Below are 15,206 nucleotides of genomic sequence, written 5' to 3'. Positions count from 1 at the left end.
AGCCACCGCCAGCGCCGCCTGATTCGCCGATGGCGCCACCGGCATTGCAGGCACCTGCGCCGACGTCGCGATCACCATATCCGGCGCGTCTTGTTCGGGCAGCTGCTCGCGGGTGATGAACATGGCCGCCACCGCCACCGAGGCGGCCAGCGCGGCACCGCCGCCCCAGCGTTTCCAGCCGCCATGTGGCGGACGCGAAGCGGCACCGGCCACCGCGCCGTTCTGGCGGATATCGGCAGCCACGGCCAAACGCACCCGCTCGCTGAAATCCGGCGGCGCCGGCGCACAGGCATTGCCGCGCAATACATCGCCCAGCATCTGCCAGCGCTCGTGGCAGCCGGACAACTCGGCATCGTGTTCGAGCCGGCGCAGCATGAACCGCGCCTCATCAGCAGCCAGCTCGCCGTCCACCAGCGCCGAAAGCTGCTGGCGGTAATGGGCATCGAACTTGCTGGGCAGCGGCCCGGCGGACTCAGGGGTGTGATGGCTGTTGGTCATACGCGACTCCGCTCGCGGGTTGCGCTGCCGGTATCGAGCAAAGGCCGCAACTCGCTGTCGATGGCTTCCCGTGCGCGGAAGATGCGCGAACGCACCGTGCCGATGGGACAGCCCATCTTCTGCGCGATTTCCTCATAGCTCATGCCCTCAACCTCCCGCAACGTGATGGCCGCGCGCAGCTCTTCGGGCAGCGCGTTGACCGCCTTCATCACCGTCTGCTCCAGCTCGTGACGCATCAGCTCGCGCTCGGGTGTATCGGTATCACGCAGCCGGGTACCGCTGTCGAACAGTTCGGCATCGCCAATCTCGACGTCGTCGTTGGGCGGCCTGCGATGGTGGGCGGCAAGATGGTTCTTGGCAGTGTTCACGGCAATCCGATGCAACCAGGTATAGAACTGGGCGTCACCGCGGAAATTTCCCATGGCGCGGTACGCGCGCATGAAAGTGTCCTGGGCCACGTCCTGACATTCGCTCCAGTCGGCGATGTAGCGCCCGATCAATGCAACGATCCGGTGCTGGTATTTGCGCACCAGCACATCGAACGCCGCGCTCTCGCCGCGCTGCACCCGCCGGACCAGTTCCAGATCCAGCTCCTGTGGTGTTTCAACTTCGGCCATGCGGAGCCGCACTCCTGTCAGCCCAACCGACGTCGGGCAATGAGACCGCCAATCCCGGGAAAAGTTCAGCGGCCCGTTCCAGGTCGCAGCACCAGCTTTTAACTCGCGTTCGGTTAGCCTGCCCGACACCGGTTTCAGGCGAACACTGTTGCGCACTTCCCTGCATTGGGATTTGACGCCGGGGAAACAACCTCTGGATCATAGCGATCTTCTCCATACACAACCGGATGGAACGTCCCATGCTCTCAGGCTTCGATGGGCTCCGCTTCAATCACTGGCAGGCGGATATCCGCAACGACGGCATCGTGGTGCTCAGCCTCGACCGCCAGGGCACCGCCGTCAACGCGATGTCGCAGGACGTGCTGCTGGAACTGGGTGACCTGGTCGAGCGCATTGCCATCGATCCTCCCAAAGGTGTGGTGATCCGCTCCAGCAAGGCCGCCGGATTCATCGCCGGGGCCGATCTCAAGGAATTCCAGGAATTCGACCGCCGCGGCACCGTCAATGACGCGATCCGCCGCGGCCAGAACGTCTACCAGAAACTGGCTGAACTGCCCTGCCCGACGGTGGCGGCGATCCACGGCCATTGCCTGGGCGGCGGTACCGAGCTGGCGCTGGCCTGCCGCTATCGCGTGGCCTCCAACGATATCTCCACCCGCATCGGCCTGCCGGAGACCCAGCTGGGCATCTTCCCGGGCTGGGGCGGCAGCTCACGCCTGCCGCAACTGGTGGGGGCGCCGGCGGCCATGGACCTGATGCTGACCGGGCGCACCCTGTCGGCGTCGGCCGCACGCGGGATCGGACTGGTCGACAAGGTCGTCGCGCCCGCGGTGCTGGTGGATGCGGCGGTGTCGCTGGCGCTGTCCGGCAGCGCGCGGCCGTTCAAGCAGCGCGCCACCGCGTGGGCCACCAACACCTGGATTGCGCGCAAGATCCTGGCGCCGCAGATGGCCAAACAGGTCGCGCGCAAGGCCAGAAAAGACCATTACCCGGCCCCCTACGCGCTGATCAACACCTGGGAACGCACTGGCGGCAGCAACATCCAGACCCGTCTGGACGCCGAGCGCCGCGCCGTGGTCAAACTGGCCGGTGGGCCGACCGCGCGCAACCTGATCCGCATCTTCTTCCTGAGCGAACGGCTCAAGGGACTGGGCGGCAAGGAGCACGGCATCCAGCACGTGCATGTGGTCGGCGCCGGGGTCATGGGCGGCGATATCGCGGCCTGGGCGGCGTACAAGGGCTTCAACGTGACCCTGCAGGACCGCGAGCAGCGCTTCATCGACCCGGCCATGACCCGGGCGCAGGCCCTGTTCGCCAAGAAAGTGAAGGATGAGCGCAAGCGCCCGGAGGTCGCCGCCCGGCTGAAGGCCGATCTGGCCGGTGACGGCGTGGCCGCCGCCGACCTGGTGATCGAGGCGATCATCGAGGACCCGCAGGCCAAGCGCGCGCTGTACCAGACGCTGGAGCCGAAGCTGAAGGCCGACGCGCTGCTGACCACCAACACCTCCTCGATCCCGCTGGTCGAGCTGCGTGACCACATCCAGCGCCCGGCGCAGTTCGCCGGCCTGCACTACTTCAACCCCGTGGCGCAGATGCCGCTGGTGGAAATCATCCACCACGACGGCATGGCCCCCGAAACCGAGCAGCGCTTGGCCGCGTTCTGCAAGGCGCTGGGCAAGTTCCCGGTGCCGGTGGCCGGTACGCCGGGCTTCCTGGTCAACCGCGTGCTGTTCCCGTACATGCTGGAAGCCGCCACCGCGTATGCCGAAGGCCTCCCCGGCCCGGTGATCGACAAGGCGGCGGTCAAGTTCGGCATGCCGATGGGCCCGATCGAGCTGCTCGACACGGTCGGCCTGGACGTGGCCGCCGGCGTGGGCAAGGAACTGGCCCCGTTCCTGGGCCTGCAGATTCCCGCTGCACTGCAGACGGTGCAACCGGGGCAGCGCGGCAAGAAGGACGGCCAGGGCATCTACAAGTGGGAAAACGGCAAGCCGGTCAAACCGGAAGTGGCCAAGGATTACGCCATGCCCGGCGACCTGGAGGACCGGCTGATCCTGCCGCTGCTCAACGAAGCGGTGGCCTGCCTGCATGACGGCGTGGTGGCCGATGCCGACCTGCTCGATGCCGGGGTGATCTTCGGCACCGGCTTTGCACCGTTCCGCGGCGGTCCGATCCAGTACATCCGCGCCACCGGTGCCGATGTACTGGTGGAAAAGCTCAAGACCCTGCAGGCCCGGTATGGCGACCGTTTCGCGCCCCGGGCAGGCTGGGACATGCCGGCCCTGCGCGAACCGGCCGCCTGAGTCTGGACCCTTCGCAACCAGAAACGGAGCCGGCAACGGCTCCGTTTTGCTATCCGCCGGCGCGCACCCGGCCGATCAGCGATGGACCTGTCCGTGGTGGCCCTGGGCATCCGGCCCATGGTCGTGGTCGTGGTCGTGGTCGTGGTCGTGGTCGTGGTGCAATGTGGCCACACTGCAGGCATCGCCGCAATGATCCACCTCGACCTGCAGGGTGGCGTGGTCGATGCCGAACCGCCGGTGCAGCAGATCGGCCAACTGGCGCCGCAACCCGTCCGGCTCCTGCCCGTCCGCCATCACCACATGCGCGGTAAGCGCCGGGGTGCTGGAGGCCAGCGCCCACACATGCAGGTCGTGCACGCCGGCCACGCCCGGGCAGTTCCGCAGCGCCTGCTCCACCTCGGTCAGCACCAATCCCCTGGGCACCCCCTCGAGCAGCACATTGAGCGCCTCGCGCAGCAGCACCCAGGTGCGCGGCAGCACCCACAGGCCGATCAGCACCGCCAGGATCGGATCGATCAGCTTCCAGCCGGTGAAACGGATCGCCAGCGCACCGATGATCACCGCGAGCGAGCCGAGCATGTCGCTCCACACCTCCAGATAGGCGCCTTTGACGTTCAGGCTCTCGCCACTGCCGGCCTGCAGCAGCCGCATCGCCAGCAGGTTCACCAGCAGGCCGAACACGGCCACCCACAGCATGCCGAGCGAGGCGATGTCCTGCGGCTGCCGGAAGCGCGCCGCTGCCTCCCACAGAATGTAGATGCCCACGGCGAACAGCAGGCCACCGTTGACCACCGCGCCGACCGCTTCCAGCCGCGCATAGCCATAGGTGCGTTTGGCATCGGGCGGGCGCCGGCTCAGCCGCACCGCGACCAGCGCGATCATCAGCCCCAGCGTGTCGGTGGCCATATGCGCCGCGTCCGACAGCAGCGCCAGGCTGTTGCTCCAGAACGCCCCCACCACCTCCACCAGCAGGTACAGCGAGGTCAGGCCCAGCGCCCACCACAGCGGCCTTTCATGGCGGATGCGGGCAGGCAGGTGACGGTGGTCGTGGCTCATCGGGGGCTCCTGACGACGGACACCAGCTTAGTCACCGCGGCCGCGCGGAGACTATTACACCCCTCGCACCGCCGATATCGCCGGTCAACGCGGCTCCGGCTCCGCCTCCGTGTCCTGCTCCCGCCACATCCGGGTCTGGATACGCCTTCGGCATACTTGAACAGGATCGGCGGCACCGGTGCGGAATCCCTCTCCCGCTGCTTCGCAGTTGCCACTTCAACCACTCCGGATACCGCCTTCATCCCGGGCAACCGCGGCGCGGGCTGTGCGTGCCGGGCGGCGTCGCCTGTTCCGGCGAAGCGGCGCGCGGGATCAGCGCGACCTTCGCGCCACCCCGATCCGCGCAGGCAAAGGCGAACACAGCTTCAGCGCAGGCGTTGCAACCTGGCTTCCAGCACCGCGGGATTGAGCTCGCCCATATGCACGTCACGCAACCGCCCGGCGGCGTCATAGAACAGCGTCGTCGGCAGCGCGCGGGCACCGGTCTGGCGCATGAAATCGGAATGGGTATCGAGCAGCACATGGCCGGGCTGCAACCCTTCGGCGCGCATATAGGCCTCGATTTCCGCCGCCGCTTCGCCCTGGTTGGCGAACACAAAGGTGATCTCCGGATGCGACTTCTGCGCGCCCACCAGCACCGGCATCTCGCGCCGGCACGGGCCGCACCAGGTCGCCCACAGGTTGACCACCAGCGGCCTGCCGTTGAACTGGGCCAGGACTACCGGCGTGCCGTGCATGTCCACCAGCACGGCATCGGGCAACGGCACGCGCGAGCGCTGCAACAGCAACAGGGCCTGACTGCCCGCAAACCAGCACAGCAGCCCGCACAGCAGCGCGGACAGCACCGGCCGCCGCAGCGGGGTGATCGTGCGGGTACGCCACAGCACATAGGCCGCCATCGCCACGACCCCGGTGAAGACCGAGAAGCCGCCATCGCCGAGGCGGACCAATGACACCGGATCAGCGCGGTAGAGCGGGACGTGCAGCAGCGCATAGCCCACCCGCGCGCCCAGCAGGCCCAGCAGCAGCGCATCGAGCGTTATCGCAGCGGCCGCTTTGCCGCCCCCTTCAGTCCGGCGCGCAAGCCGGCGGGCGACGAACAACGCCACGCCGGCAGCCAGCACTACGACTAGTGCCATCAACGGAAACGGGCCGGCGCTGATCATCGGACCGTTTTCCATTGCGCTGTGGCAGCGGACATCCCGGTTGCGCTGCCCGCGCCGCGGCCGCCGGCGCCAGCGTCGGATTTGGCACCGGGGCCGGCACACCGGTAGGACGGGACGGGTTTCATGTGCACCAGCATGAACGATGGACACCGGGTATGCGACCACGGTTCCGGCATGATCCGGCACCCGTGCCGGCACATGGGCACGGGCGCGAGGCTATGCGGTGTGAGCGCAGCCATCGTGAAGCGCCTGCACGGCTCGCTGCCGGCAAAAGAACGATGGAACGATCACGCCGGCTCCTCCATCCCCTGTACCGGCAACCGGCCTGGACCGGCAGCCTGCCAAGACCAGCCTCAAGCAGCGCCGCTTCCGGCCGATAATGCCAGGTCTGTCCCGACCGTTGCCGCTGCCATGTCCCCCTCCAGCCCCGTTCCTGCCGCCCCCGACACCGAAAACAGGCGGCTCGTGGCCGATTGGCAACACAGCCTGGTCAACGCCGGTACCGAGGCGGCGCAGGCGCTCGCCGCACTGGCCGAGACCGATGCCGCCCGCATGGCCGTGCATTTCTATCAGGTGATGATGGGAGACGAGCGGGCGTCGCGCCTGCTCTCCCATGACCAGGTGCGCACCCGCCTGCAACCGGCCATGCAACGCTGGGTCTGCAATCTGCTGCGCGCCACCCCGGAAACGGTGGAACAACTGATCGCCGCCCAGCGCATCGTTGGCGATGTGCATGCACGCGTGGGTATTCCGGTGGATCTGGTGACACGCGGCACGCGGGTACTCAAACAACACCTGTTCGAACGCCTCGCCGAGCAGATCGGCCATGGCGCGCTGCTGCATTGCGCCTGCGCCAGCCTGACCGCGTCGTTCGACATCGCGCTGGAAGGCATGACCCTGGCCTACTCCAACGCCCGCGAGCGTTCGTCACGCACCGACGCCGCCTACCGGCTGTTCTCGCTGGTGCAGAACGTCAGCACCGAGCGCGAACGCCAGCGCGCCTTGCTGCTGGACTGGGAAAACACCCTGCTCTACGCCCTGGCCAGCCAGAGCGACCGCGCCAGTTTCGAGCCACTGGCCGGGTCCGAATTCGGCCTTTGGTTCACCCACAAGGGCATTCCCAGCTTTGGTGAAAGCCCGGAAACCCTGCGTATCAGCGCACTGGTCAAAGAGGTCGACGACGGGCTGGAAAAAACCCTGCACGGCAACGAGGAGGTCCACGCCCGCGCGGCGCGACTGCAGGAGGTGCGCGCGCGCATCAGCCAGATCCGCAACCTGCTGGGCATGTTGTTCGAACGCATCGGTGAACTCGATGCCGGCTGCGATGCGTTGACCAACCTGCTCAACCGCCGGTTCCTGCCGACGGTACTGCGCCGCGAAATCAACCTGGCGGTGAAGTCCGGCGGCGGTTTTGCGGTGCTGCTGCTGGATCTGGACCATTTCAAGACGATCAACGACCGGCATGGCCATGAAGCCGGTGACCGCGCCCTGCAGCATGTGGCGTCCCTCCTTACCCAGTTCACCCGCGGCAGCGATTACGTGTTCCGTTATGGCGGCGAAGAGTTTGTGGTGGTGCTGGTGGCAACGGACGAAAGCAAGGCATGGGTGATTGCCGACGGCCTGTGCCGCCACATTTCCGAATCTCCGGTGGCGCTGGCCGATGGCACCTCACTGGCGATCAGCGCCAGCATCGGCGTGGCCCTGTATGACGGCCATCCCGACTACGAACGGGTGATGGCACGCGCCGATGCGGCGATGTACCAGGCCAAGAAAGAGGGCCGCAACCGCACGGTGATGGCCTCGGACACATTCCCCGAAGCACCGGAGCGGCAAACACTGCAGCGCGGCTGATCCGTTGCGCCAACCGGCTCACGTCGCGTACGTCGGCGGCCGGCGCCACCTGGACCATGGCGCATGGCCGCCTCGCATCGGTGTCGTAGCATGCCCGGCAGGGTGCAGGTCGCCCTGCCCGGCCCATTGCAAGGAAACCGCCGATGTTCCCGATCCCGCCCTTCTGCCGTCCCGTCCTGCTGCTGCAGTTGGCCTTGGCGCTTTTGCCCGGCCTGGCCGGCGCGCGCGCGCTGTCCGCACCCGCAGCGCATGTCGACGCCGATGGCCCTTATGTGTTCCGCACCGCCACGGGACTGCAGGCGCAGTGGGTATGCGGGGACCATGTGATCCGCCGTGATCTGCCGGCGGGCAACGACGGCCTCGTGCTCGCACCCGAGTGCGGCTATCCCCATCCGCTGATGATCGTGCCGCCGGGCCCCGCTGCCGTGGCGCAGGTCCCGGCCACGCCGCGCATCGTTGCGCTGTCCGACATCCACGGCCAGTACGCGCTGCTGGTGAAACTGCTGCGTGCCCATCATGTGATCGATGCCGAAAACCGCTGGTCGCTGGGCGATGCCACCCTGGTGGTGGCCGGCGACGTGTTCGATCGCGGCCCCCAGGTCACCGAGACGTTCTGGCTGCTGTACAGCCTGCAGCAGCAGGCGGCAGACGCCGGTGGCGCGGTGCATTTCGTGCTCGGCAACCACGAAACCATGGTGCTCTATAACGACCTGCGCTACGTCAACCCGAAGTATCTGCAGAGCGCGCAGCTGCTCGGTCGCAGCTACCCGGCGCTGTACGGTCCGGACTCGACCATCGGCCAGTGGCTGCGCACCCGCCCAACGCTGCTGCGGATCGGCGACACGCTGTTCCTGCACGGCGGTATCGCGCCGGAGAACCTCGATCTGGTACGCGAGATGGACCGCACCAACGCCGGCTACCGGGCCGCGCTCGGAGCGCCGCGTGAGCAGGTGAAAGCGGCACCCGACAGCGCGCGCCTGTTCGATGGCAAGACCAGTCCGATCTGGTACCGCGGCTATTTCGACGGCCGCATGGACACCGCCCAGGTGCAGGCGCTGCTCAAACAGCTGGGGTTGCAGCGGATCGTGGTCGGCCACACCTCGATGCCCCATATCAGCAGCTTCCATGGCGAGCGCATCATCGCCATCGACAGCAGCATCAAGAACGGCGAGAACGGCGAGCTGCTGTTCATCGACAACGGCACGCTCAGTCGCGGCCTGCTCGACGGTTCGCGGGTGCCGCTGGCCGAAGGAACCATGGACGAAGACGACTGACCCGAGCGCCGCCCGGCCTGCCTGCCGCCTGCCGGTCATGCCGGCGCGCGCAGATCAGTCGTGCTTGTAGATGCGCGAAACCCTCCAGCCACCATGGGTACGGAAGCGGCCGCTGTCGCCAAACAGGGCGAAGCGCAGCGCCACAAGAAACGAACGCGGCGGCGGGCAAAGCCAGCCGCGGGCCTTGCCGTAGGCCTTTCTGAAATCATGCAGGCGCCGCGCCACCGCTCCGCGGCTGGCTCCATCCCCGTGGCTTTCCATTGCGGTGTCTTGCCGGGCCGGAGTGGCCGAGGCAGAGGTGTGGGCAGCCGGTTTGCGCGCGTGCGTCATGAACTTTCCTTGGCTTGAAGATGTGTGAGACCCGTCACATATCTATATACCGGGGAAAGCGCTCAAAAACCATCATGCCGCCCAAGTGCACGATGCGGCACGGACGCCGCGCAGCGGAAAAACCCGCGGCCGCGCTCAGCCCGGCCGGGCTCCGGCTGCGCCCACACCCGATACCGCCGTCCGCCGCACCGGTTTGCTCGGGAAGGCATGGCGCACGATCCGCCACACCACCTGGCCGAACTGCCGGGGCAGCGAGCCGGTGTTGTAGTGCTGGCCGTAGCGCGCGCAGATCGCCTTCACCTCGACCGCGATGGCCGCGTAGCGGTTGGCTGGGAGATCGGGGAAGAAGTGGTGTTCGATCTGGTGGCTGAGGTTGCCCGACAGCAGGTTCATCCACCTGCCGCCGGTGAGATTGGACGAGCCGCGCAACTGGCGCAGGTACCAGTGGCCGCGGCTCTCGTCGCGCACGCATTCCTTGGGGAACGTCTCGGCATTGGCGGTGAAGTGGCCGCAGAAGATGATCACGTAGGTCCACACGTTGCGGATCAGGTTGGCGGCCACGTTGCCCAGCAGCACCGGCAGGAAGAACGGGCCGGCCAGTGCCGGAAACAGCAGATAGTCCTTGAATAGCTGCTTGCCGATCTTGCGCCGCACCGGCTGCGCCTGCCGCCACAGCTGGCCGACGGTGACCTTGCCGTTGAGCAGGCGGCCGATGCGCAGGTCCTGGATGGCGATACCCCATTCGAACAGCAGCGCGAACACCACCGCCACCACCGGCTGGGCCAGGAAGAACGGATGCCAGCGCTGTTCGGGAAAAATCCGCAGCAGTCCATAGCCGATGTCGTCGTCCAGTCCACGCACATTGGTGTAGGTGTGGTGGCGGAAATTGTGGGTCCTGCGCCAGCTGTCGGCGGTACCGACGATGTCCCATTCGTAGGTGCTGCCCTGCAGCTGCGGATCGCCCATCCAGTCGTACTGGCCGTGGATGACGTTGTGCGCCAGCTCCATGTTTTCCAGGATCTTGGACAGCGCCAGCAGCGCCACGCCGGCGATCCACGCCGGGATCAGCACGCTGTGCACGAACGCACCAAGAAACAGCAGCGCGCGGCCGGCCACCCCGGTCCAGCGCACCCCGGCCACGACCCGGCGGATGTAGCGCGCATCGGCAGCGCCCAGGGTGGCGAGCTGGCGTGCGCGCNGCGCCACGCCGGCGATCCACGCCGGGATCAGCACGCTGTGCACGAACGCACCAAGAAACAGCAGCGCGCGGCCGGCCACCCCGGTCCAGCGCACCCCGGCCACGACCCGGCGGATGTAGCGCGCATCGGCAGCGCCCAGGGTGGCGAGCTGGCGTGCGCGCACGCCATCGAGTTCCTCGCCGAAGGATTGCAGTTCGGCCGCGGAAAGCGCGCGGTTGTACAGGGAAGACATGCTTACAGCTCCAGGATCAGGTCGGTACTGGCGCTGTTCACGCACAGCTTCACTTGCGTGGCCGGTTCGGCCGCGTAGTCGCCGGTCAGGGTATGGCGGGTCACGCCGGCGGCCTTGGCGCAGACGCAGGTATTGCAGATGCCCATGCGGCACCCGCTGCGCGGGCGAATGCCGTGCGCCTCCAGCGCCTGCAGCAGCGCGGTCCCGCGTGGCAACGCCAGGATGCGGCCGCTGCGCCGCAGTTCGACCTGCACCAGGCCCTCTTCCACATCCGCCAGTACAGGCGGGCTGAAAGCCTCGGACTGGAGCGAGCCCACCTGGCCCTGCAGCCGCGCGCGCGCCGCCTCGACGAACCCGCCCGGGCCGCACACCAGCACCCGCGCCGCGGTCAGATCGCCCAGCGCATCGAAGGCAAACGTATCCACGCGCGGCGACGGCGTGTCGGTATCGCGGGTCAGCGCGAACTGCACGTTCACCGCCGGATGCCGCGCGGCAAGACCGGCCAACTCATCGACAAAGCACAACTGCTCGCGACGGCGCGCCCAATAGACCAGATCCACCCGCCCGGCCACGCCCGCCGCATCCAGCTGACGCAGCAGCGCGCGCATCGGGGTGATGCCACTGCCGGCGGCCAGCAGCAGCAGTCGCCCACCGGCCACCGCTGGCGGCAGCGTCATTTCGCCAAAGGCCTGGCCCAGTTCGAACACCTCGCCGATCCGCGCAACGTGGGCCAGATGCCCGCTGACCTTGCCGCCGTCGACCGTCTTGACGGTGATTGCCAGCCGGCCATCGGCCAGCCCGGTCGGACTGTAGCTGCGGGTCAGGCGGCGGCCATCGACCTCCACCCCCAGATTGACGTGCTGCCCCGGCAACAGCCCGCGGAAATGGCCATTGGGCTGCAGCACCAGGGTCACCGCATCACGGCTGGCGGGCTGGCGCGACACCAGCCGGGCCCGCGGGCGCTGCCGGGTCCACAGCGGATGCAGGCGCGACGCCCAGAAGTCGAACAACGCCTCGGACACCCAGTTGCGGGGCGAAATGAAGCGGGGGCGACGCGGGACGGGACCAGGGATGGCATTCATGACGCCACTATACGGACGAGCATACGAGTGTGTATACAGATGTATACCGGCGGGACCGGCTATGATTCAGGCACTTCACCGCCCGGCCCCCGATGACCTTCCCCGATCCGCCCCTGTTGGCCACCGATGATGCGCATCCGACGCGCAAAGCCTCGATTTCGCGTGACGACCTGCTGGCTGCGGCGTTGTCCCTGATCGGCCCGCACCGCAGCGTCTCCACCCTGAGCCTGCGCGAGGTGGCGCGCGAGGCCGGCATCGCTCCCAACTCGTTCTACCGCCAGTTCCGCGACATGGACGAACTGACCGTGGCGCTGATCGATCTGGCCGGGCGCTCGCTGCGCACCATCATCGGCCAGGCCCGCCAGCGCGCGGCGTCGTCCGACCGCAGCGTGATCCAGCTGTCGGTGGAAACCTTCATCGAGCAGCTGCGCGCCGACGACAAACTGCTGCACGTGCTGTTGCGCGAGGGCACCGCCGGCTCGGATGCATTCAAGCGCGCGGTCGACCGCGAGCTGAATTATTTCGAAGACGAATTATGCGTGGACCTGGTGCGCCTGGCCGCGGCCGATGGCGCCCGCCTGTACGAGCCTGCCTTGGCATCCAAGGCCATCACCCGCCTGGTGTTCGCCATGGGCGCCACCGCGGTGGACCAACCGCCGGAAAAAGATCCAGAACTGATCGCGCAGCTGACCAAGATGCTGCGCATGATCATCACCGGCGCGCGCACGATCGCCGGCAGCCCGCCGCTGCGCTGAAGCGCATCCGCCCGCTGCCGGACAGAACACGGTGCAGCGCTGCGGGTACCATGGTCGCCCCCTGTTTCCGCCCGTTCCCTGCGGCCATGCGCCGCGGCCGGCGGGCATCCTGATTGCCGAGCCCCATGTCCAAAGAAAAGCCCGCTGAACACACCCCGCTGATGAAGCAGTTCTTTGCCGCCAAGTCCGGCTATCCGGACCTGCTGCTGTTTTTCCGCATGGGCGATTTCTACGAGCTGTTCTATGACGATGCGCGCAAGGCCGCGCGGCTGCTCGACATCACCCTGACCCAGCGTGGCAGTTCCGGCGGTGCGCCGATTCCGATGGCCGGGGTGCCGGTGCATTCGTTTGAGGGCTATCTGGCGCGGCTGGTGGCACTGGGCGAATCGGTGGCGATCTGCGAGCAGATCGGTGATCCGGCGCTGGCCAAGGGGCTGGTCGAACGCAAGGTGGTGCGCGTGGTCACTCCAGGCACCGTCACCGATGAGGCCCTGCTGGACGAACGCCGCGACACGCTGCTGATGGCGATCGCGCGCAACAAGGCCGGTTACGGCCTGGCCTGGGCCGATCTGGCCGGCGGCCGCTTCCTGGTCAACGAGGTCGATTCGGAGGATGCGCTGGAAGCCGAACTGGCGCGGCTGGAACCGGCCGAACTGCTGGTCCCGGACGAGGAGGACTGGCCGGAATTCCTCAGGCACCGCAGCGGCGTGCGCCGCCGCGCGCCGTGGCTGTTCGACGCCGACAGCGGCCGCCGCCAGCTGTTGAACTTCTTCAAGCTGCACGACCTGAGCGCCTTCGGCCTCGACGACGACAAATCCGGTAAAGGCCGTCGCGCCACGGCCGCCGCCGGCGCGCTGCTCGGCTATGTCGAGGAAACCCAGAAGCAGCGTCTGCCACACCTGACCTCGATTTCAATGGAAGTGGCCAGCGAAGCCATTGCCATGAACGCTGCCACCCGCCGCCATCTGGAGCTGGATACGCGCGTGGATGGCGACACCCGCAACACCCTGCTGGGCGTGCTCGACAGCACCATCAGCCCGATGGGCGGACGCCTGCTGCGGCGCTGGCTGCACCGGCCGCTGCGGCTGCGCGAGGTACTGGTGCAGCGCCACCACGCGGTGGCCACGCTGATCGACCAGGGTGCCGACGCTAATCTGCGCGAATCCTTCCGCGCCCTCGGCGATATCGAACGCATCCTCACCCGGATGGCGCTGCGCTCGGCGCGGCCGCGGGACTTTTCCACCCTGCGCGATGGCCTCGGCCTGCTGCCGGCGATTGCCCGGATACTGGCGCCGCTGGATTCGCCGCGGCTGGGTGCGCTGCGCGCCGAACTGGGCTCGCATGACGGCAGCGCCGCGCTGCTGGCACGGGCGATTGCCGAGCAGCCGCCGCTCAAATTGAGCGATGGTGGCGTGATTGCCGAAGGCTTCGATGAAGAACTCGACGAGCTGCGCCGGCTCTCGACCCACGCCGACCAGTTCCTGATCGATCTGGAACAGCGCGAGCGCGCCAGCAGCGGCATCGCCACGCTCAAGGTCGGCTACAACCGCGTGCACGGCTATTACATCGAGATCAGCAAGGGCCAGGCCGACAAGGCGCCGGTGCATTACACCCGCCGCCAGACCCTGACCAACGCCGAGCGCTACATCACCGAAGAGCTGAAGAATTTCGAGGACAAGGTGCTGTCGGCGCGCGAGCGCTCGCTGTCGCGCGAGAAGCTGCTGTACGAAGGCCTGCTCGACACCCTGGCCGAACATCTGGAACCGCTCAAGCGCTGCGCCGCCGCACTCAGCGAGCTGGACGTGCTGGCCGGGTTCGCCGAACGCGCGCAGGCGCTGGACTGGGCCCAGCCGGAACTGCGGGAAGAGCCCTGCCTGCGGATCGAGCGCGGCCGCCACCCGGTGGTCGAAGCGGTGCGCGAGCAGCCGTTCGAGCCCAATGACCTGGACCTGCATCCGGACCGGCGCATGCTGGTGATCACCGGGCCGAACATGGGCGGCAAATCCACCTACATGCGCCAGAACGCGCTGATCGTGCTGCTGGCGCATATCGGCAGTTTCGTGCCGGCCCGGCGCGCGCTGATCGGTCCGATCGACCGCATCCTGACCCGCATCGGCGCCGGCGACGACCTGGCCAGGGGCCAGTCCACCTTCATGGTGGAAATGGCCGAGACCAGCTACATCCTGCACCACGCCAGCGCGCACTCGCTGGTGCTGATGGACGAGATCGGGCGCGGCACCTCCACCTACGACGGCCTGGCGCTGGCCGACGCGGTCGCGCGGCATCTGGCCTACCAGAACCGCTGCTACACGCTGTTTGCCACCCACTACTTCGAGCTGACCGCACTGGCCGACGAAAGCTTCGAGGGCGGCGCCAGCGGCATCGCCAACGTGCATCTGGATGCGGTGGAACACACCGACAAGAGCGGCGGCGAAGCGCTGGTGTTCATGCACGCGGTCAAGGACGGCCCGGCCAACCGCAGTTTCGGCCTGCAGGTGGCCGCGCTGGCCGGCCTGCCCAGGTCGACGGTGGCCCAGGCGCGGCGCCGCCTGGCCGAACTGGAACAGCGCGGCGGGGAAAGTCACGCCGCGGCCATGGCCCCGCAGGCACTGGATGCACCGCAGCAATTCGGACTGTTCACGCCCGCCCCCTCCGCCGCGGCGGAAGCGCTGCAGGCCATCGACCCGGACGAGCTGACTCCCAAGCAGGCACTGGAAGCCCTGTACCGGCTCAAAGCCCTGGTCTGATCCGCGCCGCCCTGCCGCCTCTCCCAAGGGCAGGCGGGCAAGGAAGGATCGCGGGCAGCGCTCCTGTCAACCGTGCGCGGCTTGGACAATGCTCAC

General features: G+C 67.7%; 12 protein-coding genes. 5 read left to right on the top strand and 7 right to left on the bottom strand.

Going from position 1 to position 15,206, the window contains the following annotated elements; genetic code table 11:
* Positions 1 to 498, bottom strand: a 498-nt coding sequence (locus tag QZH66_RS08600) for a sigma-E factor negative regulatory protein (protein WP_305805538.1), incomplete at its 3' end; no start/stop codon positions are given.
* Positions 495 to 1,115, bottom strand: a complete 621-nt coding sequence (rpoE, locus tag QZH66_RS08595; RefSeq protein WP_305805537.1) for an RNA polymerase sigma factor RpoE — start codon at positions 1,113 to 1,115, stop codon at positions 495 to 497. The genes QZH66_RS08600 and rpoE, both read right to left, overlap by 4 nt.
* Positions 1,116 to 1,354: 239 nt before the next feature.
* On the opposite strand from rpoE, the gene QZH66_RS08590 reads away from it, so the two are divergent.
* Positions 1,355 to 3,418 carry a 3-hydroxyacyl-CoA dehydrogenase NAD-binding domain-containing protein gene (locus tag QZH66_RS08590; RefSeq protein ID WP_305805536.1) on the top strand — a complete coding sequence of 688 codons (2,064 nt, stop codon included), beginning with the start codon at positions 1,355 to 1,357 and terminating at the stop codon, positions 3,416 to 3,418.
* A gap of 75 nt (positions 3,419 to 3,493) precedes the next feature.
* Here the strand turns inward: QZH66_RS08590 and QZH66_RS08585 are convergent, their stop codons facing one another.
* Complete coding sequence (locus QZH66_RS08585; protein ID WP_305805535.1) at positions 3,494 to 4,474, bottom strand: cation diffusion facilitator family transporter; 981 nt, start codon at positions 4,472 to 4,474, stop codon at positions 3,494 to 3,496.
* 365 nt (positions 4,475 to 4,839) lie between these two features.
* Positions 4,840 to 5,640 carry a TlpA disulfide reductase family protein gene (locus QZH66_RS08580; RefSeq protein WP_305805534.1) on the bottom strand — a complete coding sequence of 267 codons (801 nt, stop codon included), beginning with the start codon at positions 5,638 to 5,640 and terminating at the stop codon, positions 4,840 to 4,842.
* Positions 5,641 to 6,051: 411 nt separating this feature from the next.
* Between QZH66_RS08580 and QZH66_RS08575 the strand changes: the two genes are divergently transcribed.
* Both QZH66_RS08575 and QZH66_RS08570 read left to right on the top strand, forming a co-directional pair.
* Complete coding sequence (locus tag QZH66_RS08575; RefSeq protein ID WP_305805533.1) at positions 6,052 to 7,491, top strand: GGDEF domain-containing protein; 1,440 nt, start codon at positions 6,052 to 6,054, stop codon at positions 7,489 to 7,491.
* A gap of 143 nt (positions 7,492 to 7,634) precedes the next feature.
* Positions 7,635 to 8,765 carry a metallophosphoesterase gene (locus tag QZH66_RS08570; RefSeq protein WP_305805532.1) on the top strand — a complete coding sequence of 377 codons (1,131 nt, stop codon included), beginning with the start codon at positions 7,635 to 7,637 and terminating at the stop codon, positions 8,763 to 8,765.
* 54 nt (positions 8,766 to 8,819) lie between these two features.
* Here the strand turns inward: QZH66_RS08570 and QZH66_RS08565 are convergent, their stop codons facing one another.
* The 3 genes from QZH66_RS08565 to QZH66_RS08555 form a co-directional block, all read right to left on the bottom strand.
* A complete protein-coding gene (locus QZH66_RS08565) occupies positions 8,820 to 9,095 on the bottom strand; it encodes a hypothetical protein (RefSeq protein ID WP_305805531.1) in 276 nt (91 codons plus the stop codon).
* Positions 9,096 to 9,230: 135 nt separating this feature from the next.
* Positions 9,231 to 10,526: an acyl-CoA desaturase gene (locus QZH66_RS08560; RefSeq protein ID WP_305805530.1), complete on the bottom strand. Its 1,296-nt coding sequence runs from the start codon at positions 10,524 to 10,526 to the stop codon at positions 9,231 to 9,233.
* Between the two features lie 2 nt (positions 10,527 to 10,528).
* Positions 10,529 to 11,608 (bottom strand): ferredoxin reductase, encoded by a 1,080-nt coding sequence (locus QZH66_RS08555; RefSeq protein WP_305805529.1) that lies wholly within the window; start codon positions 11,606 to 11,608, stop codon positions 10,529 to 10,531.
* 92 nt (positions 11,609 to 11,700) lie between these two features.
* On the opposite strand from QZH66_RS08555, the gene fabR reads away from it, so the two are divergent.
* Positions 11,701 to 12,363 carry an HTH-type transcriptional repressor FabR gene (fabR, locus tag QZH66_RS08550; protein ID WP_305805528.1) on the top strand — a complete coding sequence of 221 codons (663 nt, stop codon included), beginning with the start codon at positions 11,701 to 11,703 and terminating at the stop codon, positions 12,361 to 12,363.
* Between the two features lie 125 nt (positions 12,364 to 12,488).
* The gene (mutS, locus tag QZH66_RS08545; RefSeq protein ID WP_305805527.1) at positions 12,489 to 15,110 is read left to right on the top strand and encodes a DNA mismatch repair protein MutS; all 2,622 of its coding nucleotides are present in this window, start codon (positions 12,489 to 12,491) and stop codon (positions 15,108 to 15,110) included.
* The last annotated feature ends 96 nt before the right edge of the window (positions 15,111 to 15,206 follow it).

This window comes from Stenotrophomonas sp. YIM B06876 (assembly GCF_030711595.1).
In the GTDB taxonomy this organism is placed as follows: domain Bacteria; phylum Pseudomonadota; class Gammaproteobacteria; order Xanthomonadales; family Xanthomonadaceae; genus Stenotrophomonas.
Note: the sequence above shows the minus strand (reverse complement) of the source record. Positions and strands in the feature narration are given on the sequence as shown.